Consider the following 22,229-nt stretch of genomic DNA (forward strand, 5'->3'; position numbering starts at 1 on the left):
GCTGGTAGCATCCGATCGATGACACACCGCTCGCTTCTCTTCGCCTGTGCGGTGCTCGTTGCGGCGGCCTGCTCCTCGAAGCCCGAGGAGAAGGCCGCGCCGCAGCAGCCCGCAGCCATCGCCGCACCTGCCACGAAAAACACGCAGGCCTCGCAGGCCGAGGTGACCGCAGCGCCGGTCACCCTTCTCGTCACGGGGGACAACTGGGGCGAAATCGCCCCGTGTGGCTGAAAGAGCCACCCGACGGGCGGTCTGCCTCGTCGAGCCACCGTGATTTCCGAGCGCCGGTCGAAGGGGCCCGTGTTGGTCCTCGACGCCGGTGATGCACTCTTCCAGCTGCCGTCGAAGGCCGACGAGCGGGCGCAGGCGCAGGCGCGCCTGGTGCTCGCCGGCATGGCCGAGGTCGGAACCGCGGCGATGGCCGTCGGCGACCGCGATCTCGCTGCGGGCCTCGATTGGCTCCGCGCCGAGGCGAAGGAGGCGGGGATCCCGCTCCTCTCGGCCAACCTCGAGAGGCCCGGCGGCGAGAAGCCCTTCGAACCCTCCGTGCTCCTCGCCGTCGGCGAGAAGCAGGTGGGGGTGATCGGCCTCTGGGCGAAGGGCACGCTTCCTGCCGGCCTCGTCGCCGCCGACGCAGCTGCAGCGGCGAAGGCCGAGGCGGCGAAGCTACGCGCCAGGGGCGCGCAGCTCGTGGTCGCCCTGGTCCACGGCTCCACCGCCGAGGCGATGCCCCTCGCCGCCGTCGAGGGGATCGATCTCGTCGTCCCCGCCCACGACGGCCAGTCGCGCCAGCCGGTGGCGGCGCCCGGTGGCGGCTGGGTCCTGGGGGCCGGCTCCCGCGGCAGGCAGGTGCTCGTCGTCGAGGTCCACCCCGACGGCGCCGGCGCCCTCGCCGATGCAGGCAGCGCCGATCGCCTCGCCCGCGAGGTGGAGTACGTCGAGCGGCGCCTCGCCGAGGCACGGAAGCGCCGCGACGGCGAGCGTCCGGAGCTCCGCAAGACCTACGAGAAGATGGTCGAGAGCTTCGAGGCCCGCCTCGCCACGCTGCGGACGCAGGTCGCCGGGGCAGGGATGCCGGAGGGCCGGCGCTTCCGCGCCAGCGAGATCAGCCTCGACGAGCACGTCGCCGACCAGCCTGCGCTGCAGGCGCGGGTCGACGCCTTCGAGAAGGCCCACGGCAAGGCGGAGGAGAAGCCCCACCTGCTGCCGCGGTGACCGACGCCGCCAGGACGAGGAAAAGGGCGCCTCCGCCTCGGGATGGCGCCCTTTTCCGTCGCACCGCCGCGCTGCCGTTCAGCTGGTGCCGGAGGGACCGGCAGAGGCGATCGCCACCTCCGGCGCCTCGTCGTCGAGCGGCGGCGGCACACCGTCCGCCTCTGCCTGCATCCGGTCGGCGCGCGACTTGAAGTGGCCGAAGGTCGCCAGGAGGATCGACGCCACCGGCACGGCGAAGAGCGCGCCCACGAAGCCGAAGGTCCGTTCGCCGGCGAGCAGGGCGAAGGCGATGAGCGCCGGGTGGATCTTCGCCGCCGTCCCCATGATCTTCGGGTTGAGCAGGTAGGCCTCCACGGCGTGGATCCCGAGGATCCAGGCGAGCGCCGCGACGCCGGTGGAGAAGGACTGCGACAGGCCCACCAGCACGATCGGGATCGTGGAGATGATCGTCCCGAAGATGGGGATGAACGAGAGCACCGTGGCCACGGTGGCGAGGACGAAGGCGAACTTCACCTTGAGCAGCAGCAGGCCGACCAGGGTCAGCACGCCGTTCACCAGGCAGATCACGATCTGCCCGCGGACGACGCCGGCGAGCTTCCGGTCGATCCGGCGGAGCAGGTCGTCGTAGTCGCCGAGGTGCTCCGGCGGCACCATCGAGCGGAAGAAGCGCTGGATGCCGCGGACGTCGATGAGCAGGAACGCCGTGACCATCAGCACGAAGAAGAGCATGAAGACGCCGCCGAAGAGCCCGGCGAGCACCCGCTGCGAGTAGCCGACCACGTCGAGGAAGTGGGAGCGCAGCCAGGCCGATCCGTTGGCGATGCTGTTGCGGATCGCAGCCTCGAGGTCGAGATGGAGCTTGGCCCCCTCCGCCGCCTGGTCGGCGCCGACCGCCAGCTGCGCGGCGCCGGGCTGCGCGGCGGTGAGATCCCCGACCTGCAGGCTCTCGTCGCCGAGGGCGATGGGGATGCCGTGGGTGGTGAGCCAATCCTCGGCGACGCGGATGTACCAGGCGATCCGGGTTGGTGTGAGGGCGTTCAGGAACTCCCGGGCCTCCGCGGTGAGGCGCACCAGCTCCCGGTAGAGCTGGGGCAGCGCCGCCACGGAGAAGAGGTAGACCACGCCGAAGAACGCCGCGTAGAGGAGGAGGATCGCGCCCCAGCGCGGCACGTTCCTGCCGCCGACCCGGTAGCCCGCGATCCGCGTCACCAGCGGCTCGATCACGTAGGCCACCAGCAGCGCCACGCCGAAGGGCAGCAGCACCTGGTGGAAGACGACCAGCACCGCTGCGATGGCCAGCCAAAGCAGGGCGACGATCAGGAGGTAGCTTTTCGGGCGGGCCTTCGAGCGCGAATCCACGGGCGATGATCTAGGGGAGCGCGGGGCTCCGGTCAACGGAAGGACCCGATGGCCGGGCTCTGCCGTGGGGTGATAGGATCGGCGCTTCCGCACCCGGAGCGCTTCTTGATGCACGGACAGAAACCGGCGCCGCTCGCGATCCGTTCCCTCGCAGCGCTTGGGATCTGCCTGCTGCTCGCCTGCTCGCTGGCCTCCTGCACCGAGGTGAAGGAGGAGCCTCCCGGCGGCGCAGGGGCCCGGACCGAACCCCTGGGGGCCGGTGAGAGCTGCAGCTTCGACGCGGAGTGCCGCGCGGGCCTCCGCTGCGATCCGGAGCGAAGGAGGTGCGTCTGCACCTCCGACGGCAACTGCCCCGTGCCGCTCCATTGCGATCCCTTCTCCGGCCGCTGCGTCCGCGAGGCGCCCGGCTGCCTCGCGGACCGGGATTGCGGGGACGAGCGCTGGTGCGAGACCTCGAGCCGCGTCTGCAGGCAGCTCCGTGCCTTCTGTGAGAGCTGCGAGCTCGACGGCGACTGCGGCGCGGGCAACCGCTGCCTCGTCGACGCCGGGGGATCGGGCCGCTTCTGCGGCGAGGCCTGCGCCGCCGACGCGGACTGCTCCCGCCCCGGCACCCGCTGCACCGAGGGGCAGTGCGTCCCCACCACCACCTGCAGGGACGTCGCCCCGTGCACGCCGGACGAGGGCCGCAGCTGCGCCATCGACCGCGATTGCAGGCCGGAGCAGCGCTGCGATCGGGACGTCGGCGCCTGTGTCGCCCGCAGCTCGGGCTGCGCGCCGGAGCAGCGTTGCGATGCGGCGAGCCTCGCCTGCTACGTGCCCTGCGACGACGACAGGGCCTGTGGAAGCGCCGCCCGCTGCGAGCGGGGCGCGTGCGTCTCCTTGCCCACCTGCACCGAGAACGGCGAATGCCCGGCGCCCCACCTCTGCGCGAAGGCCGCAGGCGCCGCCACCGGCACCTGCCTCGCTGGCTGCACCGAGGACGATCATTGCCCGCGCCCCAGGGTCTGCGCCATCGAGCCGGGGCAGGTGGTGGGCGGCTGCGTGACGGGGTGCGGCGAGGACGGCGACTGCCCCCTCGGCGCCGTCTGCGCCGCAAGCGACGGCCGCGTCCTCTGCGTCCCGGGCTGCAACGACGCCGGCGACTGCCTGCCGCAGGAGATCTGCGACGCCGGCAGGTGCAGAGCGGAGGAGGGGCGCTGCCAGATCACCGATACCTGCGGCCTCTGCGAGCAATGCAGCGGCGCGGGCTTCTGCGAGGGCGCCCGCAGGGCCGGCGTGCCCGCAGCCAATTATTGCGGTCTCTGCTCCGGCAGCGGCCTCGACCCTGCCTGCGGCGCCGGCGGCCTCTGCGTCGACGGCCGCTGCGCCCCGGCCTGTCCCCCCGACGGCTGCCCCCGGGGCTTCTTCTGCCAACCCGTGCGCGACGCGGGTGGCGAGCTCGTCTCCTCCGTCTGCTTTCCCAACGACGGCATTTGCGATAGGGAGTGCATGTGAAAATCCCGAACCGGAACCTCCTCCTCCTCGCGCTCGCAGCAGCGCTCGCCGCCGCTGCGCCCGCCTGTGGCAGCTCCTCCCCCGGCGCTGAAGGCCCGAAGAACGAGCCGCCCGATACCGGCGCCGAGATCTGCGACAACGGCATCGACGACGACGAGGACGGCGCCATCGACTGCGCCGATCCGAACTGCCTCGTCCTCGAGGAGTGCACCGCCACCGGCTGCACCGAGCAGGTGCCCACCTGCGAGGCCGACCGGGTGGGCCAGCTCAACCTGATCTGCCTCGAGGGTTCCTGCGAGCCCGCCGGCCAGCTGGTCGACGGCGCCACGGTGCGCGGCAGCGTGCAGGTCTTCAACCAGCTCGATTCGCGGCTCCACTCGCTCACCGACCGGAACAAGGCGGTGCTCGTGGAGCTCTTCCACCCGCTCAAGCCGGATGGTTCCGAGGCGACCTGCGACGACATCTTCGTCGCCGGCCTCGACGGCGGCTCGCTCGCCGCCTTCAACCTCGTCGGCGCTTCGAGCCGCGGCATCAGCGACCCCGACACCACCATCCCGGCCCCTGCGTTCGAGATGCCGGTGCCCGAGGAGGGAACGGGCTTCCTGCTCCTCAGCCGCTTCTACGGCGCCCGCGACGTGAGCGGCAACCCGGGTGGCGAGCTGGTCGGCCTCGGCTGCAAGGAGGGCGTGGTCATCCCGCCCGGTCCCTACGTCGAGGACGACGACCACGCGGTCTACGTGACCATCCTGCCGGTCTGCGATCCCGGCAACGACACCTGCCCCGACGGCAAGACCTGCCAGATCGGCGCGCTGGTCTGCCGCGACAAGCGCTGCGGCGACACCTGCTCCGCCCTCGACAACAACACCTGCCGCGACATCGACGGCAGCCCCACCTGCGTGCAGATGTGCGATCCGGAGCGCCTCGAGACCAGGCCCTGCGCCAGCGGCGAGCGTTGCGACACCACGCCGGGTGAGCGCCCCGCCTGCATCCCCGTCGCAGAGTGAGGCGCGGATGATCGACCTCGAACAGTCGGGGACTGGCGCGCTGCCCTGCATGCCGGTGCAGCGCCCCAGGCCCCCAGCCGGCTGAACGTCGGCTCGAACACGAGGGGCGGTGTGCTCCCCGGCACACCGCCCTTCGTGCGTCTGCGCCCCGTGGATCAGCGCTTGCGGAAGAGGCCCACCGTGAAGCCCAGGGGGCCGAACCGGCGGTGCCGTTCGTTGCCGGCGCGGGCCCTGGCGAGAAAGGCGTCCCGCTCCGGATCGAGCGGATGGTCCTCGGCCCAGCGCTCCACGTTCGCGAGCCACGCCGCTTCGTAGGCGTCCCACTCCGATGTCGAGGCGCTGCGCAGCAGGATCGGGACGAGGCCCGCGCGCTCGGCCTCCGCTTCCAGGGCATGGGCCTCGGGAAGATCGCCGCGGGTGCAGCCGAGCGCCGCGAGCAGATCGGGCGGCGGATCGCCCCGCCAGTGCGCGTCGCCGGCGAGGACCCACCCGCCTGCCGGGACCGCAGCTGCCAGGGCGGCGACGCTCGCCAGCGGGCCGGAGCCGATGCAGATCGACATCGCCCACCGCGACGAACCCAGGGGCCACCCGGCGGCGTCCGCCTGCAGCAGCTCGACGGCGCCGTCGGGCAGGCGCACCGCTGCAGCACGGCGGCCCTCGTCGAGGAAGTGCGCGGAGCGGTCGATGCCCGTCGCCGCTACGCCATGGCGCTCGGCGAGACGAAGGAGCAGCTCCGCCTTCCCGCATCCCAGCTCGATGAGCCGTTCGCCCGGCGCCAGGCGGACGCTGCCTGCGACCTCGTCGAAGAACGAGGCGGGCAGGGGGTTGAGAAAGGAGAGGCCGGTGTGGGCGATGGCGGAGAAGCGCGCGCGATCCATGCCCTCTCGTACCACGTCCACCGGCGCTGGTAGGATCGACGCCATGAGCCCAGCCCACCGACGCCTCTACCTCGACGGCCAGTTCGTCGAGGGGCCCGCGCTGCAGGAGATCCGCAACCCCTGGGACGGCAGCGTCGTCGCCACGGTCGCCGCCGCCGGCGCCGCGGAGATGGAGCGCGCCCTCGCCGCGGCCCACGCTGCGCGGGAGCACGGCCGGCACCTGAGCGCGGGGAAGCGCCGCGACCTCTGCCAGGCGATCGCCGACGGCATCGAGGCCCGCGCCGAGGAATTCGCGCGCGCGATCTGCACCGAGGCGGGCAAGCCCATCGCCATCGCCCGCGGCGAGGTGAAGCGGGCGATCGCCACCTTCTCCCTCGCCGCGGCGGAGACCACCCGCTTCGGCGGAGAGGTGGTGCCCATCGATCTCGACGCCGCGACCGGTGGCTACGAGGCCATCACCCGCCGCGTGCCCGCCGGCGTTGTGGCGGCGATCTCGCCCTTCAACTTTCCGCTCAACCTCGGCGCCCACAAGGTGGCCCCGGCGATCGCCGTTGGCGCGCCGGTGATCTGGAAGCCGCCGCCGCAGGCCCCCTCCGCCGCCTGCCTCCTCGCCGAGGTGGCCCACGAGGCGAAGGTGCCGCGCGGGATGCTGCAGGTGCTCCCGTGCAGCAACGAGGTGGCCGAGAAGCTTGCCACCGATCCCCGCATCGCCATCCTCTCCTTCACCGGCAGCGTGCCGGTGGGCTGGATGCTCAAGGAGAAGGCGAAGCGGGCGAAGGTGATCCTCGAGCTCGGCGGCAACGCGGCGGCGATCATCTGCGCCGACGCGGACCTCGACTGGGCGGCGAAGCGCTGCGCGCAGGGCGGGATGATCTACGCGGGGCAGGTCTGCATCAGCGTGCAGCGGATCTACGTCGAGCGCTCCTGCTACGAGGCCTTCCGCCTCAAGCTCCTCGGCGAGGTCCGGATGATCCGCGCCGGCGATCCCGGCGACCAGTCGATCCTCGTGGGGCCGATCATCGACGAGAGCCACGCGAAACGGATCGAAGGCTGGATCGAGGAGGCGCGCGAAGGTGGGGCCACCGTCCACGGCGGCGGGCGGGAGGGCACGGTGGTCCACCCGGCGGTGCTGGAGAACGTGCCCCCGGGCGCGCGGATCTCCTGCGACGAGGTCTTCGGCCCGGTGATCCTGCTCGCGCCCTTCGACGATTTCGACGAGGCGATCGAGCGCGCCAACGACTCGCGCTTCGGCCTCCAGGCCGGCATCTTCACCGACTCGCTCGGGCGGGTTCGCAAGGCGTGGCGCGATCTCGAGGTCGGCGGCGTGATCGTCAACGACTACCCGACCTTCCGGCAGGACAACATGCCCTACGGCGGCGTGAAGGAGTCGGGCCTCGGCCGCGAGGGCCTCCGCTACGCGATGGAGGATTACACGGAGCCGCGGGTGCTGGTGCTCGCCGGCCGTTAGACGAACAGCGACGGCGCGAGGAAGCGCCGCTCGATCCGGTCCACCAGCTCGACCAGATCGCGGCGCTTCAGCTTGCTCTGCAGCGATTCGTTCAGATCGAAGAGGCGCTCGGTGAGGTAGCGCCAGAGGAAGATCGCCGCGTCCCGCTCGCCCTCGTTGAGCTGCGCGCTGCGCCACCCGTCGTCCTGCCAGCGATCGATCGCCTCGTATTCGTGTGCGAGGTCGAGCCGCGCCAGGGCGAAGGCCTGGTCGAAGGCGAGGCGGTGGGGCCTCGGCCCCTGGAGCACGTTCAGCGTGCGGGCAGCGCCTGCAGGCTCGATCCCCTCGAGCGGCGGCGGCCACTGCTGCAGATCCTCGGCGAAGGCCTTGGCCGCCTCGTCGAGGAGCACGTCGAGCGCAGCCCGCGGCTGCAGGTCATACAGGTAGTCCCAGCGTCCCATCGATCTCCGGAACGCGCCGCTCCGCCTCCTGCGGCACGGCCACGTTCTCCTCCTTGATCCGCGGGTGGGCCAGCGCCCAGGCAGCGCCGTTCGCCAGCTCCGCGTGCACCGCATCGTACACATGCTTGCGGAGGAGGAGGTCGTGGTGTGGGGCGTGGACCTCGACGTTCTTCACGTTGGGCAGGCCGCGATCCACCACCGCCGCAGGGAAGGGGCAGACCGCGTCCTCCTGCGACCAGATCGACGCGAACCAGACCGACCGCGGCGTCGGCGTCTTCTTGAGCCGCCGGATGAACGGGGAGAGCGGCATCATCTCGAGCACCGACTGCGCCACCGGCGCGATGAGGAGCCCGAGGTAGGCGAAGGGGGTGCCGTTGTGCGGCGTGCCCAGGGTGATCAGCGTGCGCACCCGCCGATGGCCGCCGAGGTGCTTCACGTAGTGGGCGCCGATCAACCCGCCCTTCGAGTGCCCGATGATCGTGAGCGGCCCGAGTTTGTAGCGGGCGTACATCCGCTCGACCTTCGCGGCGACGTGGGCGGCGAGCTCCTCCACCGGCCGGTTGTTGAAGGCGCCGCGCAGCCCTCCGAGGTTCAGGGAGAAGACGCAATAGCCGTCGCGGCGCAGCCGACGCTCCATCACCTGCAGCGAGCGGCGGGTCGCCATGAAGCCGTAGATGAGGAGGACCGGCTTCTCGCACCGGGTGAAGTCGGTGCGCTTGCGGATCTGGTTGGCCGCCTGCGGCTTGCCGAAATGGTTCTTGAGCCGGCGGACGCGGGAGCGGAAGCGACGGTAGCGAATCAACCAGGCTGGCGTGCTCAATCGTCTCTCCCTCCGCTGCTGCTCGTCCCCCGCTGCCCCACCCGAAGCGAAAGCTCACTGCCCCCTGACGAAGTGCTCGTCCCAGTTCCGCAAGACCCGGTAGCCGTGCTCGGTGGGCCGGGTCTGCCCCTGCCTGCCCCGTGCGTCGAGGAGGCGCCGGAGCGTGTCGGCCCGCAGCTCGGGGTGGAATTGCACCGCCCGCAGATGGGGCCCAGCAGAGAAAGCCTGCCAATCGCAGCTCTCACCTGCAGCGAGGAGCTGGGCCCTTTCGGGTGGGGGAGCCGAGACGAGGGCATCGTTGTGGGTCTGCTGGACGGCGATGCGCTCGGGCAGGCCGGCGAAGAGGGGATCGCTCCGCCCCGCTGCGGTGAGCCGCACCTCGCTGGTGCCGTACTCCGGTCCCGCGGGGTTCACGCCGACACGGCCGCCCAGCGCCTCGCCCACCAGCTGGTGGCCGAAGCAGACCGCGAGCACGGGCACGCCCCGGTCCGCCGCCTCCAGGGCCCACGCGCCGAGGCGGTCCATCCACGGCGACTCGTCGCGCACCGAGAGCGGCGAGCCGGTGAGGATCACGCCGCCGAAGCGCTGCGGGTCGGGAAGCTTCTGCGCCGCGGGATGGACCGTGGTCCGATCGGGGCCCCCTTCGAGGGAGGCGATGAACCAGGCCTCGTAGTCGCCGTCGCTGCGGATCACGTCCGGGTGGGTGCTGCCCGTCTTGACGATGAGGAGAGGGGGAAGGGTCACGTTGCCGCTCCGATTCCGGTGCCTAACCTATGCACCTGCCTGCCCGGCCGCATGCCGGGGGGCAAGTCACCAGCGCCGGCTCCGCGATCCGCCCACCCCTTCGCGTCCGGCACCAGGGGAGGCAAATATGGCCGACAAGCGAGTCCGGGCGTCGGGCCGGCCTTCGGGCCGGGTGGCACGCAAGAGCACCGGCAAGGTGCAGACCCGCGCGAGCAGCTCGGCGCGCAGCGGGCGCGTGCGCACCCAGAAGACGGAGCCGCGGGTGCGGCAGGAAACCCGCGATCTCGAGGCGCTCCGCCGCGAATTCGCGCAGCGGAAGATCACCACGGTGAAGCTCGGCGGCTTCGACGTCGACGGCATCTTCCGCGGCAAATACGTCTCGCTCGAGAAGTTCTTCTCCGCGGCGAAGGGCGGCCTCGGCTTCTGCGACGTGATCTTCGGCTGGGATTCCGGCGACACGCTCTACGACAACGCGCGGCTCACCGGCTGGCACACCGGCTATCCGGACGCGAAGGCGCGGATCGATCTCGACAGCTACCGGCCGATCCCCTGGGAGCCGGGCACCGCCGCCTTCCTCCTCGATTATCTCGACGCCGAAGGGGAGCAGCCCCATCCCGCCTCGCCGCGCGGCCTGCTCCAGCGCGTGGTGGCGAAGGCCAACGCGATGGGCTTCGCCCCGAAGTACTCCGCCGAGTTCGAGTTCTTCCTCTTCCGCGAGACGCCGGAGAGCGTGCGCGAGAAGAACTACCAGGGCCTGAAGCCCCTCTCGCCCGGGATGTTCGGCTACTCCTGGCTGCGCGCCTCGGAGAACGCCGAGCTCCTCCACGCCATCGTCGACGGCTGCAGGGAGTTCGGCATCCCGATCGAGGGGATCCACACCGAGACCGGCCCCGGCGTCTACGAGGCGGCGATCACCTACGGCGAGATCCTCGAGGCAGCAGACCGCGCGGCGCTCTTCAAGACGGCGGTGAAGGAGATCTGCGCGCGCCACGGGGTGATGGCCTGCTTCATGGCCAAGTGGAACGCCGACCTGCCCGGCTGCAGCGGCCACGTCCACCAATCGCTCTGGAACCTCGACGGCACCGCCAATTGCTTCGCCGATCCGAAGGCGGAGCGGGGCATGTCGAAGACGATGCGCCACTTCCTCGCCGGCCAGCTCTCCCTGATGCCGGAGCTCACCGCGCTCGTCTCCCCGACGATCAACTCCTACAAGCGCTACGTGCCCGGCGTGTGGGCGCCGCTCAACGCCACCTGGGGCCTCGAGAACCGTACGTGCGCGCTGCGGGTGATCGGCGCCGGCGACGCGAAGGCGGTGCGGATCGAGCACCGGCAGCCCGCCGCCGACATGAACCCCTACACCACCATGGCAGCGGTGCTGGCCGCCGGGCTCTACGGCATCGAGCGCAAGCTCGAGCCGGCGCAGCCCATCGCGGCGGATGCCACCGGCAGCGGCGCCCCCGATCTGCCGCGCTGCCTCGAGGAGGCGGTGGAGCGTCTCGACAAGAGCCGGGTCGCCCGGGAGATCCTCGGCGACGGCTTCGTCGACCACTACATCCGCACCCGGACGTGGGAGGTGCGGCAGTACCAGCGCGCCGTCACCGACTGGGAGCTCGACCGCTACTTCGAGATCATCTGATTCTTCTGGCCGCCTGCTCCTGCGAGCGAGAGCGCCCGTGCCGCCAATGGCGCGGGCGTTTTTGCCGCGGGGAAGGGGAGGGGACATGCCGACCTATCTTTCCTATCCAACCCGCGTCGTCTGGGGCGCCGGGACCATCATCAAGCTGGGCGAAGAGGTTCGGAAGGCAGGCGGCACCAAGGTGCTCGTCGTCTCCGACCGCGGGGTGATCGCGGCGGGCCTGGTGAGGCGGGTGGAGAACCTGCTGAGCGAAGCCGATCTCCAGTTCAGCGTCTTCTCCGATCTGCAGCCGAATCCGGTGGAGGCCGACGTGTGGAAGGGCGTCGAGGCGTACCGCGCCCTGCACGCCGACATCATCGTCGCCATCGGCGGCGGCGCGCCCCTCGACACGGCGCGCGCGATCCGGCTCGCGGTCAACCACCCGAAGCCGCTCTCGCGCTACGACGACGCCAAGGGCGGCGACGTCAACGTCACCTCCGAGCTGCCGCCGCTCATCTGCATCGCCACCACCTCGGGCACCGGCAGCGAGGTGTCGCGGAGCGCGGTGGTCAAGCTCGACGACACCAAGCGCAAGACCGTGCTCTTCAGCCCGCGGCTCATCGCCACCTGCGCCATCGCCGATCCCGAGCTCACCCTGGGCCTGCCGCCCAAGCCCACGGCGTGGACCGGGATGGATGCCTTCACCCACTGCCTCGAGGCCTACGTCGCGCTGGGCGACAACCCGCTCGCCGACGCGCTCGCCATCGACGGCATCCACCGGGTGACGCGGGCGCTGCCCGCGGTGATGGACAACCCCAACGACCTCGCCGCGCGGGCCGACATGATGGCGGCGGCGATCATGGGGGCGATGGCCTTCACCAAGGGGCTCGGCGCGGCCCACGCCATCGCCCACGCGGTGGGCGCCATCGTGCCGGGGGCGCACCACGGCCTGGTCAACGCGATCGTGCTGCCTGCGGTCTGCCGCTACAACGAGGAGCAGGCCCACCCGCGCTTCGCCCGGATCGCCGAGGCGATGGGCGAGCCCTGCGGCTCGATGGACGAGCGGAAGATGGCCGACCGCGCCTGCACCCGCGTCGAGGAACTCTGCCGCCGGGTCGGCATCCCGGAGAAGCTCTCTGCGGCAGGCGTCACCGCCGAGATGATCCCGCAGCTCGTCGAGCTCGCCCTGGACGACGCCTCGCACCGCACCAACCCGCGGCCCTTCACGCGGGAGGATTGTGAGCCGATGCTGCGGTCACTGCTCTGAGCACGCGATGGCGCCGCCGCCGAGGCGGCGCCAGCGGTTCCCAGCGGTGCACTCATGGTACGCTCTGCCGCACACCATACGAGCGGAGCGTTCGATGCTGCATCGAGCAGGCGCATTTATTGTGCTCTTCGGGGTCCTCGTCACGTCGTGCGCGTCGGACCCGCAGCCGCCCGCCGTGGACCACGGCGCAGCAGGTACCCAGGGGGGCTCGGCCGGCAATGGTGGCGCCAGCGGAGGAGCCGGCGGTCGCGGCGGCGACCTGGGCACGGGCGGAGCGGGCGGGGCCGGTGGCGCGGGCGGTGCCGACCAACGCGTGTGGTGCGAGAAGCGGGACTGCCTCTGCACGCTGGACTGCTGCACGACGCTCGACGCGATTCCGAGCGAGTACGACGTCGACCGAGACGCCTACTATTGCCCCGCAGGGTTCTACGAGTGGGGGAAGTGCGATCGCGAGGCTCTCTGCCCGTGCGACCTAGCGACGCAGGGACGGTGCATCAGCGATTGCTGTTGGGCCAACGACATGCATACGGGAATGGTCTGCCGCGAAGGGGAGTGGCGATGTGAGCCTCCCTTTGCGGTCGATAGAACGAGTTGCCCGCCGCCGAGCGAGTGCCCTTGCGAGTCGCAGCTGGTCTGGCGGGGCGATGCCTGTGATGCCGAAGGGCGTCTCTACTGCAACCTCAGCGAAGAGGTCATGGCTGCCTGCGACGGGATCAGCTGCCAGACCTGCGAGGGCATCGAGGGCACGGTGGCGACCGAGTCCTGCAGCTGCACGTGCAGTGTGTACAACGTCCTCTGCGAAAGCATCGCCAACTGACCGCTAGGCCCCGCCCGCTAAGCGGGGCAGCTCACTCACACGAGGCCAGCACCGAGCAGCCCTGCTGCTCGACCCAGGTCTCGTCATCCGCGCACTCCGCCGGTGAACTGAAGGTACAGCGCCAGACGCAGCTGTTCTCGACGCAGCGGTACTCCCCGCTGCAACCGGGCCGAGGCGCATCATCTTCGTATCCTACGCAGTCGCAATCCTCCTCGCAGTCGTCTCCGCAGCCGAGGTTCGGCGCGAGGAGGAGCGTCGCCAACAGCAGGGTCGTGCGTGTCATGGTTCCTCCACCCAGGGGCGGAACTATGCCACCGGCCGCCGCCTCGCTTCGAGCGCAGCGCCTGACGAAGCGCATTCTCGGCGGAATACGGCGCCGCTACCCCGCCCTGCCCAGCAGCTGCAGCTCGTTCTGCAGGATCCGCCGCACGATGCCGATCGCGCAGGCGTAGGTGCTCTCCACGCCGAAGTAGCTCAAGGATTTCGAGAGCAGGCTCTGCCGGCGGGAGTAGGGCGTGTCCGAGGCGTAGTGGAGCACGCCCACGTCGAAGGGCATCTGGTTCGACAGGTGGACGATCTCGCCGCGCGGGTGGCGGTTGGGATTGGCCAGCTCGAAGAGCGCAGACAGATAGGGCCCCGCCTCCATCTCCAGCACCGTGTAGCCGGAGCTGTAGTAGCTGCGCATGTACTCGCGGTTCTGCTGGAAGGTGCCGAGCACGGTGAGCGCCTTCTGGTTGTCGATGACCACGCCCTCGCGTAGCCACGGCTGGACGTCGGCGGCACTGAAGCAATTGCGGAAGAGGTACGTATTCCGCGAGTGCTCGTCGTGGACCACCGACGAGATCATCGCGTCGCCGACGCGGCCGTTGAGCGTCGCCGCCTTGCCCATCACGTAGACGCCGCGCAGCTCACCGACGCCCTGTCCCAGCCGCGAGAGGTGGTGGTAGGCCGCCATGCCCAGCGGATAGTCGATGTTGAGGATCACGGCGTCGCTGTCGCGCAGCCGCTCGAGCCCGTCCATGCGGAGCCGCGGGTCCATGCGCTCGGGGATCAGGCGCTTCAGCTCGATCTGCTGCGCGCTCACGTCGATCTTGCCGGGGCTTTCGATGGTGACGATGCCGCTCTCCGCATCGAATTGCTGCACCTCGGTCTGCTTGTCCTCGGCGTGGATCAGTTCGCGCAGCAGGTAGTAGGCGATGGCGCTCGTCTCCGCCTCGTCGCCCCGCTGCATCGCGTGCTCGAGGGCAGGCGCGAGGTTCTCCGGGTTGCGGCGCTTCACGAAGTCGATGATCTGCTGCCGGTGGGCCACGGCGTAGCCGCCGAGCAGGTTGGAGAGCGAGTGGGTGTTGGAGGAGACGAAGTAGACCGGCCGCCGGCGCGGCGCCGTCTCCTGCAGGTAGGTCGGCTCGATCTCGCCCCACCAGCGCTGCGCCGCGCGCTGGTATTGCGAGTAGGAGCCGGCGAGGAGCCGGAAGGAGAGGTCCGCCTCTCGCCGCGCCATCTCCCGCAGGCCGAAGTCCCAGCTCTCGCCGAAGGCGGCGCGGAGCTGCTCCACCGCGTGGGCGTCGAGCCCCAGCGCCGCCGCGAGCTCGTCGAGGTCGACGGTGATCGGCGCGTCCGGCGGCGCCTCGGCGAGTTGCTTGCCGATGGCGCTCTGGGAGAGCGCGCGGTGCATCTTGTTCCACTCGATCTGCCAGCCGGTGGTGATCGGCACCAGGTCGTCGATATCGGAGGTCGAGGTGACGAAGCCCGCCAGGTTCTCGCCGCCGTCCCAGCGCAGCGGCCGCCGCCTGCCGCGGGTGCGGACCCGCCTCCAGTTGGTCACGTCGAAGCCCGCCGCCTCGAACATCTCGTGGCTCTGCCCCATCACCACCAGCCGCACGTGCGGCATGCACGCCGGCAGGCGCGCGGCGCTGTAGCCGAAGGCGGCCACGTCCGGCACCAGGTCCCTGGCGCCGGAGTGGAGGCTGGTGTTCGAGTAGATGTGGGCCTCTTCGAAGCCACGTACCCGCACCTCGCCCGAGCTGCGCAGGAGCGAGTAGTAGGTCCGGACGTAGAGATCGATCTCGTCGCTGGTGATGCGGGGCGGCTGCCGGTCCACGGTGGCTCTCCTCTGCGTCTTGCCCTGGATTCTGCTGCCGCACGGGAGCGCTTGCCACCTCTGCGATCGATCCTTTGCCGCAGAAACGACGAACGCCCCGGCAGCGTGGGCTGCAGGGGCGTTCGTGGTGCGAGCGAGCGGGCCGCTCAGGTATTGGCGAGCCGGATCGCCTCTTCGCTCTTCTCGCGGCAGAAGTTGCAGAGCACCGGCTCCACGTTGGACTCGAAGGGCGCTGCCCACGACGGGTGCATCGAGCACTTGGGATCGAGGCAGGTGTGCAGCTCCCAGGTGCGCCCGATCTCCCGCACCGCCTGCTTGGCGAGGCGCTTGCGGAACTCGTCGCTGTTCTCCTCGAGGTCCTTCGGGAAGAGCGCGGTGGAGACCACCGCCTTCTGTCCGCCGAATTGCGCGAGGCCGTGGGTGGGCGGCTCGCCGAGGGGCCCCTCCGGCTGGTGGAGCTTGCGCCGGGTCACGTAGAGGAGCTTGTCGTCGGCGACGAGCTTCACCGTCTCGGCCTCGTCGAGGAGGGTGTTGGCATCGTACGCCCCCACGTCGCCGACGCTCTCCGCCTCCTCGGGCAGCGGCAGGTTCCCCGCCCGCTCGCAGCCGAGGCCGTAGGCCTGGAAGAGCATCTTGCAGAGGGCGTCCATGTCGGCGTCCTCGAAGGACTCCAGCGTCACCACTCGGATCACGGCTTACTCCGACTTCCTGGCGCGGGTGGTCTTCTTCGCGGGGGCCTTCGCTTCGCCCTCGTCCGCTGCGGCGGCCTTCTTCTTCGCGGCGGGCTTCTTCGCCGCCGGCTTCTCCTCGCCGGCAGCGGCCTTCTTCGTGGTCCGCTTCGGCTTCTCCGCAGGCTCGCCCGCCTCTGCCGTCTTTCGCGCGCTCCTGGCCGCAGGCTTCTTCGCCGCCGCTGCCTTCTTCGCCGGCGCCTTCTCCTTCGCTGCAGCAGGCGCCTTCTTCGCCGGGGCCTTGCGGGGCTTCTTCGCCGGGGTCTCCTCTTCCTCCTCGGCCTCTGCCGCCTCGCCTTCGGCCTCGCCCTCGCCTTCGGTCTCTTCCTCTTCCGCGGGGAGCTCTTCCTCGCCGAGGTCGAGCTCGTCCTCGAGGCCGATCTCGCCGAATTCCTCCTCGTCCTCGCCCCGGGGCCTGCGGGCTGCGGGCCGGACGGGCTTCGGAGGCAGGGTGGCGAGACGCCGGGGCTTCGCCGCGGGCCGGACCACGCCGGGCGGCGGGATCAGCGCGAGGTCGATGTAGTCCTCGGCGGTGGAGTGGGGGACGCCCAGGGCCACGGCGATCTCGTCCACCAGGAGGTGGCGGGCAGCGTCGTAGCGCTCGCGTTCCTTCTGCGGAAGAGGCCGCAGGTTGGCCAGCGCCTGGAGCGCCTTGAGCACCTCCGCCACGCCGAGGATCCCGCCAGCGCTGAGCAGGTCGCCGTGCATCCGGTGGCGAACCTTCCAGTCGAGCTCTGGATCGTCGAACGAGGAGGCGAGCAGGTCGAAGACGTCGCCGAGCTCCGTCGTGTCGGCAACCTTGCGGAGGCCGATGGTGGGCACCTTCGCCACGGGCACGAGGATGGACGCAGCATCCTCCTCGCGCGCGAGAGCGATGAACTCGAGCTTCATCCCCGAGATTTCCTTCGCCTGGCGGCCGAGAACGCGGCAAACGCCCTGCTTGGGATAGACGACCCGGTCCCCGTCGTGAAGCTCGTCGGCGGACTGGATCGCCCCTGCGGAATCCTGGGGGAGGCTCTCCGTCTGTTCCTGACTTGGCACGATCGGTTGCCTACCATGCGGGCAAGCGGGCGGCAACGAAGCCGAACCCCCTGCCATACCGGTGAAATGTCGGGAAACGTGCAGGGTTGGCCACCCGCCCGGTCGCCGGACGCGTCAAGCACATGGCGCTGCATCGCTTCTCACCGCCGGGCTTGGTTGTCGGCGGGAGAACAGGGTAGAGTCCCGCGCGATGCACCTCGAGAAAGTCATGACCGAAAGCCGCCGTGTCCTCGTCCTCGACGACGACCAGCTCATTCTCCGCGCACTCCACCGCGTGCTCGAGGCGCAGGGGTTCGAGGTCTCCAGCTGCAACAGCCCCGAGGACGCGCTGCTGAAGCTGCAGGAGCGGCCGGCGAACCTGATCATCTCCGACTACATGATGCCGGGGATGAACGGCGTGGAGTTCCTGAGCGAGGCCCGGCGGATCTGCCCCGACGCGCCGCGCCTGCTCCTCACCGCGGTCAACGACTTCAAGGTGGCCACCGACGCGGTGAACACCGGCGAGATCTACCGGCTCCTCACCAAGCCCTGGAACCATGCCGAGCTGATCAACACCATCCGCCAGGCCTACGAATACGGCGAGCTCAAGCGGCAGCACGCGCTCCTCACCGAGAAGGTGCAGGAGCAGAACGCGCAGCTGCAGGAGATCAACGCCGACCTCGAGCGGCTGGTGGTGGAGCGGACCAACGATCTGCTCGACGGCATGATCAACGCCCTCGACTACCGGGACATGGAGACCCAGTGGCACTCGCGCCGCGTCTCGCTCTACGCGAAGCGCCTCGGCGAGCAGCTCGGGCTCACCGGCAGCGAGCTCCACGACGTGGAGATGGGCGCGCTCCTCCACGACATCGGCAAGATCGGCGTCCGCGACTCGGTGCTCCTGAAGCCCGGTCCGCTCACTCCCGAGGAGTGGGAGGAGATGAAGGAGCACCCGGCGATCGGTTTCAGGCTCCTGCGCGGGATCCACTATCTCGAGTCCGCGGCGCAGGTGGTGCTCCAGCACCAGGAGCGCTGGGACGGCAAGGGCTATCCCGCCGGCCTCAAGGGCGAGGATATCGCGATCGGCGCGCGGATCTTCTGCGTGGTCGACACCCTCGACGCGATCCGCTCCGACCGCCCCTACCGCGCGGGAAGGCCCTTCCCGGTGGCGCTGGCGGAGATCCAGCGCTGCTCGGGGACGCAATTCGATCCGAGGGTGGTCGAGGCGTTCGCGGCAGTCCCCGAGGCGGAGTGGGAAGCGATCCGCGACCAGATCGACGAGATGGCGGCGGCCTCGACTGCTGCCGACGCCGCCGACGGGCTGGGCGAGGTCGGCCGCTTCTGGCAGCGCCGCCAGACCGCCGCGGTGACCGGCACCAAGGGCTGACCGCCGGGCGGTCAGCGCACGCGCTGGGCTCGCCGCTCGGCGCTTTGCCGCGTCTCGCTACACCGAAAAGAAGAGTGGGCTCACTTCGCTAGCTTGCGGAACGCGCTGTCGTGCCGTGCCATCGCGCGGTCCGCGGCTTCTGCGACGTGGTCTCCATTTCCGGGAGCGTGTGTCGGGCGGATGATCAGCGCCTCGCCGTCGGTGCTGATTTCGAGCGCGGTTTCGCGGTCGATCTTGAGCAGATCGAGGATGGGGCGGTCGATGATGATGCCGAGGCTGTTGCCGACCGGCGTGAGTTTCTTGACCATGGCTGGCTCGTTGGAACGGTGTTCGAACAACGAGTAGCGGCTCTGGTCGCAAGGGGCAAGGTGACGCCGCCAAGCGACCCCACCCACCCGGGCGGATGCCGGTGGGGCGGGTGGTCGCCACCGTTGCGCTCCGGGTGGGGCGGCGCCGGTGTGTGCCTCTCCCCTGTCTGGTTGCCCGCCCCTTGCGCACCGACGCGACGCGGCGCAACAATGAATGGGTATTCATTCAGCATGATCCCGTGGGCCCAGCGAGCCGGCGGGAAGAAGGAGCTGCGGCATGGCTGCAAGGATGGAGACGGGTCCGATCCAGGGCTCGATCGGTGGCGGTTATCTCCTCGAGCCGGTGGGCAAGACCCGCTTCCTCTCGCCGGAAGGCTTCAGCGAGGAGCAGCGCCTCTTCTTCAAGACCGGCGACGAGTTCGTCCGCCGTGAGGTGGTGCCGAACGCCGAGCGGATCGAGCACAAGGAGTACGATCTCACCACCCGCCTCATCCGCGAGGCCGGCGAGCTCGGGCTCCTCGCCGCGTCGATCCCCCAGAAGTACGAGGGGCTCGGCCTCGACGAGACCACGGCGATGATCGTCGCCGAGGCGATGGCGCGGCTCGGCTCCTGGTCGGTGACCCACGGCGGCCACACCGGCATCGGCACCTTGCCGATCGTGTGGTTCGGCAACGAGGCGCAGAAGGCGAAGTACCTGCCGAAGCTCGCTACCGGCGAGTGGATCGCCGCCTACGCCCTCACCGAGCCGGGCTCCGGCTCCGACGCGCTGGGCGCCAAGACCACCGCGGTGCTCTCGCCCGACGGCAAGCACTACGTGCTCAACGGCACCAAGCAGTGGATCACCAACGCCGGCTTCGCCGACGTCTTCGTGGTCTTCGCCAAGATCGACGGCGACAAATTCACCGGCTTCATCGTCGAGAAGGGCACCCCCGGCCTCACCATCGGGCCCGAGGAGAACAAAGTCGGCCTGCGCGGCTCCTCGACCTGCCAGCTCATCTTCGAGGACGGCAAGGTGCCGGTGGAGAACGTGCTCGGCGAGATCGGCAAGGGCCACAAGATCGCCTTCAACATCCTCAACAACGGCCGCTTGAAGCTCGGCGTCGGCTGCATCGGCGGCTCCAAGAACGCCCTGGAGATCGCCACGGGCTACGCGCAGGAGCGCAAGGCCTTCGGCAAGTCGATCGCGGAGTTCCCGCTCATCCGCGAGAAGCTCGCGCAGATGGTCGCCAGGATCTACGCCATCGAGTCGATGGGCTACCGGACGTCGGGGAACATCGACGCGAAGCTCCAGGGCCGCGACCACGACGCCGACGACTTCGGCGCAGCGGTGATGGCGGCAGCCGAGGAGTACGCGATCGAGTCCTCGATCCTGAAGTACATGGGCTCGGAGATCGCCGGCGGGATCATCGACGAGGCGCTGCAGATCCACGGCGGCTACGGCTACATGGAGGAGTACGCGGTCGCCCGCGCGTGGCGCGACCAGCGCATCAACCGGATCTTCGAGGGCACCAACGAGATCAACCGGATGCTCGTGCCCGGCATGCTCCTCAAGCGGATGATGAAGGGCATGCCGCTCCTGCAGTGGTTCGGCCAGATCCAGGAGGAGCTGAAGAGCGGGCTCCCCTCCTTCGACGGGCCGCTGGCGGAGGAGAAGCAGGCGGCGGAGATGATGAAGCGCCTCGCCGGCTACGCGATGATGGTGGCGGTGAACGCCTTCGGTCCCGCCATCGAGGAGCGGCAGGAGGTGCTCGCGGCGCTGGCCGACGTCATCGGCGAGGCCTACGCCGTCGACTCGGCGGTGGGGCGGACCCTGCACCACGGCGCGGACGACGCGGCCCGGGTGGCGGCGGTGCAGCTCTACGCCCACGACGCCTGGGAGCGGGCGCTCTCCGCTGCGCGCAAGGTGGTCAACGCCGCCTCGAAGGGCGACGAGCGCAAGGCCCACCTCGCGGCGCTGCAGAAGCTCTACACCTTCGTGCCCTACGACTCCGCGGAGCTCCGCGAGACGATCCTGGGCCGGGTGATCGAGAGCGGCGGCTATCCCTGGAAGTACTGATCGGCGGTAGCGGCGCATGAACCAGGCGGCGTGCTCCCTCGCGGGACACGCCGCTGCGCGTATTCGGGGCCGAATACACCTCGTGTCGCAGCCGGTGGCGCGGCGCAGCGGTGGCTGCGATGCTGCCGCCATGTCGCGCCTGCTTCTCGCCGCGAGCTGCCTCCTGGTGGCAGGCTGCACCTCGCTCCAACGCTACGGCACCGCCCGCACCCTCGCGCCGAGCGAAGTCTCCGTGCACGCCGCAGTGGACGTGGTGGAGGGCTACGAGCCGCAGCTCGGAGAGACCTTCGATGCAGCCCTTCCCGCCGCGCCCCGCCTCGGCGCGCGCTTCGGTGTCGCCGGATGGACCGAGGTGGGGCTCGAGCTCGCTCCCGTCCACGGCACGTTCGACGTGAAGCAGCAGCTCGTCCGCTCCTCCCGCTTCGATCTGGCGCTGGCGCCCGCGCTCACCGCGGGCTGGATCGACGATACGCAGCTGGAGGGGCTGGTGCTGGTGCAGCTGCCCGTGGTCTTCGGCATCCACGCCACCGACTGGCTCACCGTCGTGCCGCAGGTCTCCGCCGGGTACGGCTGGCGGGAGGCCGAGCGGCTCTGGCCCGAGGACCGGGCCTGGCAGGGGAGCGCTCTCGTGGGTGGGGGGCTCGGGCTCTTCGTGCGGATCGCGGACACGTTCGCGCTGCAGCCGCTCGTGGGCATGACGTTCGAGCCGGACAGCGGCTATCGCTATACCAGCGGCGGGCTGGCTCTCTTCTACGGCGCCCAGCCGGGGCGGGGGGCGCGATGAGGGGCTGGCTTCTCGCCGCGGCGGTCGCGGCGGTCGCGGTGACGCCGACGGCCGCCTGGCCATGCAGCACCGGACCCATCGACCCGTACGAGATCGATCCGGCGGAGGTGGGCATCGACACCGCCTCGCCGACCGCCGCGGTCGTCCAGTCGGTGCGGGTCGTGCGGGCGGTGCAGCCGCTGCTGCCCGGGCGCGGCGTGGACAGCTGTGGGGACGGCGACGGGATCCGCTGGTTCGGCGAGGCGCGGCTTCTGCTGCGCCCGAGCACGGACGACAGGACCGCCGCCGATCGCATCGGCTACCGGGTGGAGTTCGACGGACCGCACCTGCCGCCGCTCTACGACACCTCCGGCGGGATCCAGGTCCTCGGCTGGGACGACTCGGTCGCCCTCGTCTGGGAGGAACGCGACGACGACGACCGTGTCGACTTCCGCGTCCGCCTCACGCCGCTCGACCGCGCCGGCAACGAGGGGCCGTCCACCGAGGTCCACGTCCGCGACGAGGGCGTCGGCTGCGCAGCTGCCGGGGGCAGTCCCGGAGCGCTGCCGTTGCTCGTGGGAGCCGCGGCGTTGCTGGGTGCAAGGCGCCAGCGATGCCGGTTGTTCGCTCGGGAACGCTCGCCGTCGCCGTAGCTCGCCGGCTTCCTGCTACCCCGTCGGGTCGGGCACCATCCTCCTCCAGTTACATCAGCGGTTACACGAAACACGCACCGCAGGAGAAACGC

22 protein-coding genes are annotated in these 22,229 nt (G+C 70.5%); 12 read left to right on the forward strand and 10 right to left on the reverse strand.

Translation table 11 applies throughout. The features are described 5' to 3' along the window. Nucleotides 1-18 precede the first annotated feature (18 nt). Nucleotides 19-231, forward strand: coding sequence for a hypothetical protein (locus tag ACESMR_RS00555; protein ID WP_373044133.1), 213 nt, complete (start codon nucleotides 19-21; stop codon nucleotides 229-231). 69 nt (nucleotides 232-300) lie between these two features. After that, nucleotides 301-1,215 (forward strand): hypothetical protein, encoded by a 915-nt coding sequence (locus ACESMR_RS00560; protein WP_373044135.1) that lies wholly within the window; start codon nucleotides 301-303, stop codon nucleotides 1,213-1,215. 78 nt (nucleotides 1,216-1,293) lie between these two features. Here the strand turns inward: ACESMR_RS00560 and ACESMR_RS00565 are convergent, their stop codons facing one another. After that, nucleotides 1,294-2,574, reverse strand: a complete 1,281-nt coding sequence (locus ACESMR_RS00565; protein WP_373044136.1) for an AI-2E family transporter — start codon at nucleotides 2,572-2,574, stop codon at nucleotides 1,294-1,296. Nucleotides 2,575-2,682: 108 nt separating this feature from the next. Here ACESMR_RS00565 and ACESMR_RS00570 point away from each other — a divergent pair, with 108 nt between their 5' ends. Continuing rightward, entirely contained in the window at nucleotides 2,683-4,068 is a 1,386-nt protein-coding gene (locus ACESMR_RS00570; RefSeq protein WP_373044137.1) for a Dickkopf N-terminal cysteine-rich domain-containing protein, read from the forward strand. Further along, nucleotides 4,065-5,072, forward strand: coding sequence for a hypothetical protein (locus ACESMR_RS00575; RefSeq protein WP_373044138.1), 1,008 nt, complete (start codon nucleotides 4,065-4,067; stop codon nucleotides 5,070-5,072). Before ACESMR_RS00570 ends, ACESMR_RS00575 begins: the two co-directional genes overlap by 4 nt. Nucleotides 5,073-5,227: 155 nt before the next feature. On the opposite strand, the gene ACESMR_RS00580 is transcribed toward ACESMR_RS00575, so the two are convergent. Beyond that, entirely contained in the window at nucleotides 5,228-5,950 is a 723-nt protein-coding gene (locus tag ACESMR_RS00580) for an SAM-dependent methyltransferase (RefSeq protein ID WP_373044140.1), read from the reverse strand. 43 nt (nucleotides 5,951-5,993) lie between these two features. On the opposite strand from ACESMR_RS00580, the gene ACESMR_RS00585 reads away from it, so the two are divergent. Next, nucleotides 5,994-7,418, forward strand: coding sequence for an aldehyde dehydrogenase family protein (locus tag ACESMR_RS00585; RefSeq protein ID WP_373044141.1), 1,425 nt, complete (start codon nucleotides 5,994-5,996; stop codon nucleotides 7,416-7,418). Here ACESMR_RS00585 and ACESMR_RS00590 read toward each other — a convergent pair. From ACESMR_RS00590 to ACESMR_RS00600, 3 genes are read right to left on the reverse strand one after another with little or no spacing between them, the layout of a single operon-like run. Then, the gene (locus tag ACESMR_RS00590; RefSeq protein ID WP_373044143.1) at nucleotides 7,415-7,858 is read right to left on the reverse strand and encodes a hypothetical protein; all 444 of its coding nucleotides are present in this window, start codon (nucleotides 7,856-7,858) and stop codon (nucleotides 7,415-7,417) included. The genes ACESMR_RS00585 and ACESMR_RS00590 overlap by 4 nt on opposite strands. Then, a complete protein-coding gene (locus tag ACESMR_RS00595) occupies nucleotides 7,833-8,678 on the reverse strand; it encodes an esterase/lipase family protein (protein WP_373044145.1) in 846 nt (281 codons plus the stop codon). Before ACESMR_RS00595 ends, ACESMR_RS00590 begins: the two co-directional genes overlap by 26 nt. 54 nt (nucleotides 8,679-8,732) lie before the next feature. Further along, complete coding sequence (locus tag ACESMR_RS00600) at nucleotides 8,733-9,422, reverse strand: glutamine amidotransferase-related protein (RefSeq protein WP_373044146.1); 690 nt, start codon at nucleotides 9,420-9,422, stop codon at nucleotides 8,733-8,735. 127 nt (nucleotides 9,423-9,549) lie between these two features. Here ACESMR_RS00600 and ACESMR_RS00605 point away from each other — a divergent pair, with 127 nt between their 5' ends. The 3 genes from ACESMR_RS00605 to ACESMR_RS00615 all read left to right on the forward strand — a co-directional run bounded on the left by ACESMR_RS00605 (nucleotide 9,550) and on the right by ACESMR_RS00615 (nucleotide 13,121). Next, entirely contained in the window at nucleotides 9,550-11,058 is a 1,509-nt protein-coding gene (locus ACESMR_RS00605) for a glutamine synthetase family protein (protein ID WP_373044148.1), read from the forward strand. Between the two features lie 85 nt (nucleotides 11,059-11,143). Beyond that, complete coding sequence (locus ACESMR_RS00610) at nucleotides 11,144-12,304, forward strand: iron-containing alcohol dehydrogenase (RefSeq protein ID WP_373044149.1); 1,161 nt, start codon at nucleotides 11,144-11,146, stop codon at nucleotides 12,302-12,304. A 694-nt stretch (nucleotides 12,305-12,998) separates the two neighbouring features. Beyond that, nucleotides 12,999-13,121 carry a hypothetical protein gene (locus ACESMR_RS00615; RefSeq protein WP_373044150.1) on the forward strand — a complete coding sequence of 41 codons (123 nt, stop codon included), beginning with the start codon at nucleotides 12,999-13,001 and terminating at the stop codon, nucleotides 13,119-13,121. Nucleotides 13,122-13,152: 31 nt separating this feature from the next. Here the strand turns inward: ACESMR_RS00615 and ACESMR_RS00620 are convergent, their stop codons facing one another. The 4 genes from ACESMR_RS00620 to ACESMR_RS00635 form a co-directional block, all read right to left on the reverse strand. Beyond that, the gene (locus ACESMR_RS00620; protein ID WP_373044152.1) at nucleotides 13,153-13,404 is read right to left on the reverse strand and encodes a hypothetical protein; all 252 of its coding nucleotides are present in this window, start codon (nucleotides 13,402-13,404) and stop codon (nucleotides 13,153-13,155) included. A gap of 96 nt (nucleotides 13,405-13,500) precedes the next feature. Beyond that, complete coding sequence (locus tag ACESMR_RS00625) at nucleotides 13,501-15,222, reverse strand: DUF6909 family protein (protein WP_373044153.1); 1,722 nt, start codon at nucleotides 15,220-15,222, stop codon at nucleotides 13,501-13,503. A 146-nt stretch (nucleotides 15,223-15,368) separates the two neighbouring features. Continuing rightward, nucleotides 15,369-15,914: a hypothetical protein gene (locus ACESMR_RS00630; protein WP_373044154.1), complete on the reverse strand. Its 546-nt coding sequence runs from the start codon at nucleotides 15,912-15,914 to the stop codon at nucleotides 15,369-15,371. Nucleotides 15,915-15,917: 3 nt separating this feature from the next. Further along, nucleotides 15,918-17,048, reverse strand: a complete 1,131-nt coding sequence (locus tag ACESMR_RS00635) for a CarD family transcriptional regulator (protein WP_373044156.1) — start codon at nucleotides 17,046-17,048, stop codon at nucleotides 15,918-15,920. 151 nt (nucleotides 17,049-17,199) lie between these two features. Here ACESMR_RS00635 and ACESMR_RS00640 point away from each other — a divergent pair, with 151 nt between their 5' ends. Then, on the forward strand, nucleotides 17,200-18,357 hold the full coding sequence (locus tag ACESMR_RS00640; RefSeq protein WP_373044157.1) for an HD domain-containing phosphohydrolase: 1,158 nt from the start codon (nucleotides 17,200-17,202) through the stop codon (nucleotides 18,355-18,357). A gap of 80 nt (nucleotides 18,358-18,437) precedes the next feature. Here ACESMR_RS00640 and ACESMR_RS00645 read toward each other — a convergent pair whose 3' ends face one another. After that, nucleotides 18,438-18,665, reverse strand: a complete 228-nt coding sequence (locus tag ACESMR_RS00645; protein WP_373044159.1) for an AbrB/MazE/SpoVT family DNA-binding domain-containing protein — start codon at nucleotides 18,663-18,665, stop codon at nucleotides 18,438-18,440. 277 nt (nucleotides 18,666-18,942) lie between these two features. Between ACESMR_RS00645 and ACESMR_RS00650 the strand changes: the two genes are divergently transcribed. The 3 genes from ACESMR_RS00650 (at nucleotide 18,943) to ACESMR_RS00660 (ending at nucleotide 22,137) form a co-directional block, all read left to right on the forward strand. Further along, nucleotides 18,943-20,721, forward strand: coding sequence for an acyl-CoA dehydrogenase family protein (locus tag ACESMR_RS00650; RefSeq protein ID WP_373044160.1), 1,779 nt, complete (start codon nucleotides 18,943-18,945; stop codon nucleotides 20,719-20,721). Between the two features lie 130 nt (nucleotides 20,722-20,851). After that, entirely contained in the window at nucleotides 20,852-21,505 is a 654-nt protein-coding gene (locus ACESMR_RS00655) for a hypothetical protein (RefSeq protein WP_373044162.1), read from the forward strand. Then, on the forward strand, nucleotides 21,502-22,137 hold the full coding sequence (locus ACESMR_RS00660) for an MYXO-CTERM sorting domain-containing protein (RefSeq protein WP_373044164.1): 636 nt from the start codon (nucleotides 21,502-21,504) through the stop codon (nucleotides 22,135-22,137). Before ACESMR_RS00655 ends, ACESMR_RS00660 begins: the two co-directional genes overlap by 4 nt. Nucleotides 22,138-22,229: the final 92 nt, after the last annotated feature.

The sequence above is a fragment of the Vulgatibacter sp. genome, from assembly GCF_041687135.1.
GTDB lineage: Bacteria > Myxococcota > Myxococcia > Myxococcales > Vulgatibacteraceae > JAWLCN01.

What these genes read in the sequence shown, in the direction of transcription:
- ACESMR_RS00605 (WP_373044148.1), top strand. Translation starts at nt 9,550, where the DNA reads ATGGCCGACAAGCGAGTCCGGGCGTCGGGCCGGCCTTCGGGCCGGGTG.
- ACESMR_RS00660 (WP_373044164.1), top strand. Translation starts at nt 21,502, where the DNA reads ATGAGGGGCTGGCTTCTCGCCGCGGCGGTCGCGGCGGTCGCGGTGACG.
- ACESMR_RS00650 (WP_373044160.1), top strand. Translation starts at nt 18,943, where the DNA reads ATGGCTGCAAGGATGGAGACGGGTCCGATCCAGGGCTCGATCGGTGGC.
- ACESMR_RS00635 (WP_373044156.1), bottom strand. Translation starts at nt 17,048, where the DNA reads ATGGCAGGGGGTTCGGCTTCGTTGCCGCCCGCTTGCCCGCATGGTAGG.
- ACESMR_RS00620 (WP_373044152.1), bottom strand. Translation starts at nt 13,404, where the DNA reads ATGACACGCACGACCCTGCTGTTGGCGACGCTCCTCCTCGCGCCGAAC.
- ACESMR_RS00640 (WP_373044157.1), top strand. Translation starts at nt 17,200, where the DNA reads ATGACCGAAAGCCGCCGTGTCCTCGTCCTCGACGACGACCAGCTCATT.
- ACESMR_RS00610 (WP_373044149.1), top strand. Translation starts at nt 11,144, where the DNA reads ATGCCGACCTATCTTTCCTATCCAACCCGCGTCGTCTGGGGCGCCGGG.
- ACESMR_RS00645 (WP_373044159.1), bottom strand. Translation starts at nt 18,665, where the DNA reads ATGGTCAAGAAACTCACGCCGGTCGGCAACAGCCTCGGCATCATCATC.
- ACESMR_RS00590 (WP_373044143.1), bottom strand. Translation starts at nt 7,858, where the DNA reads ATGGGACGCTGGGACTACCTGTATGACCTGCAGCCGCGGGCTGCGCTC.
- ACESMR_RS00585 (WP_373044141.1), top strand. Translation starts at nt 5,994, where the DNA reads ATGAGCCCAGCCCACCGACGCCTCTACCTCGACGGCCAGTTCGTCGAG.
- ACESMR_RS00655 (WP_373044162.1), top strand. Translation starts at nt 20,852, where the DNA reads ATGTCGCGCCTGCTTCTCGCCGCGAGCTGCCTCCTGGTGGCAGGCTGC.
- ACESMR_RS00580 (WP_373044140.1), bottom strand. Translation starts at nt 5,950, where the DNA reads ATGGATCGCGCGCGCTTCTCCGCCATCGCCCACACCGGCCTCTCCTTT.
- ACESMR_RS00555 (WP_373044133.1), top strand. Translation starts at nt 19, where the DNA reads ATGACACACCGCTCGCTTCTCTTCGCCTGTGCGGTGCTCGTTGCGGCG.
- ACESMR_RS00615 (WP_373044150.1), top strand. Translation starts at nt 12,999, where the DNA reads ATGGCTGCCTGCGACGGGATCAGCTGCCAGACCTGCGAGGGCATCGAG.
- ACESMR_RS00570 (WP_373044137.1), top strand. Translation starts at nt 2,683, where the DNA reads ATGCACGGACAGAAACCGGCGCCGCTCGCGATCCGTTCCCTCGCAGCG.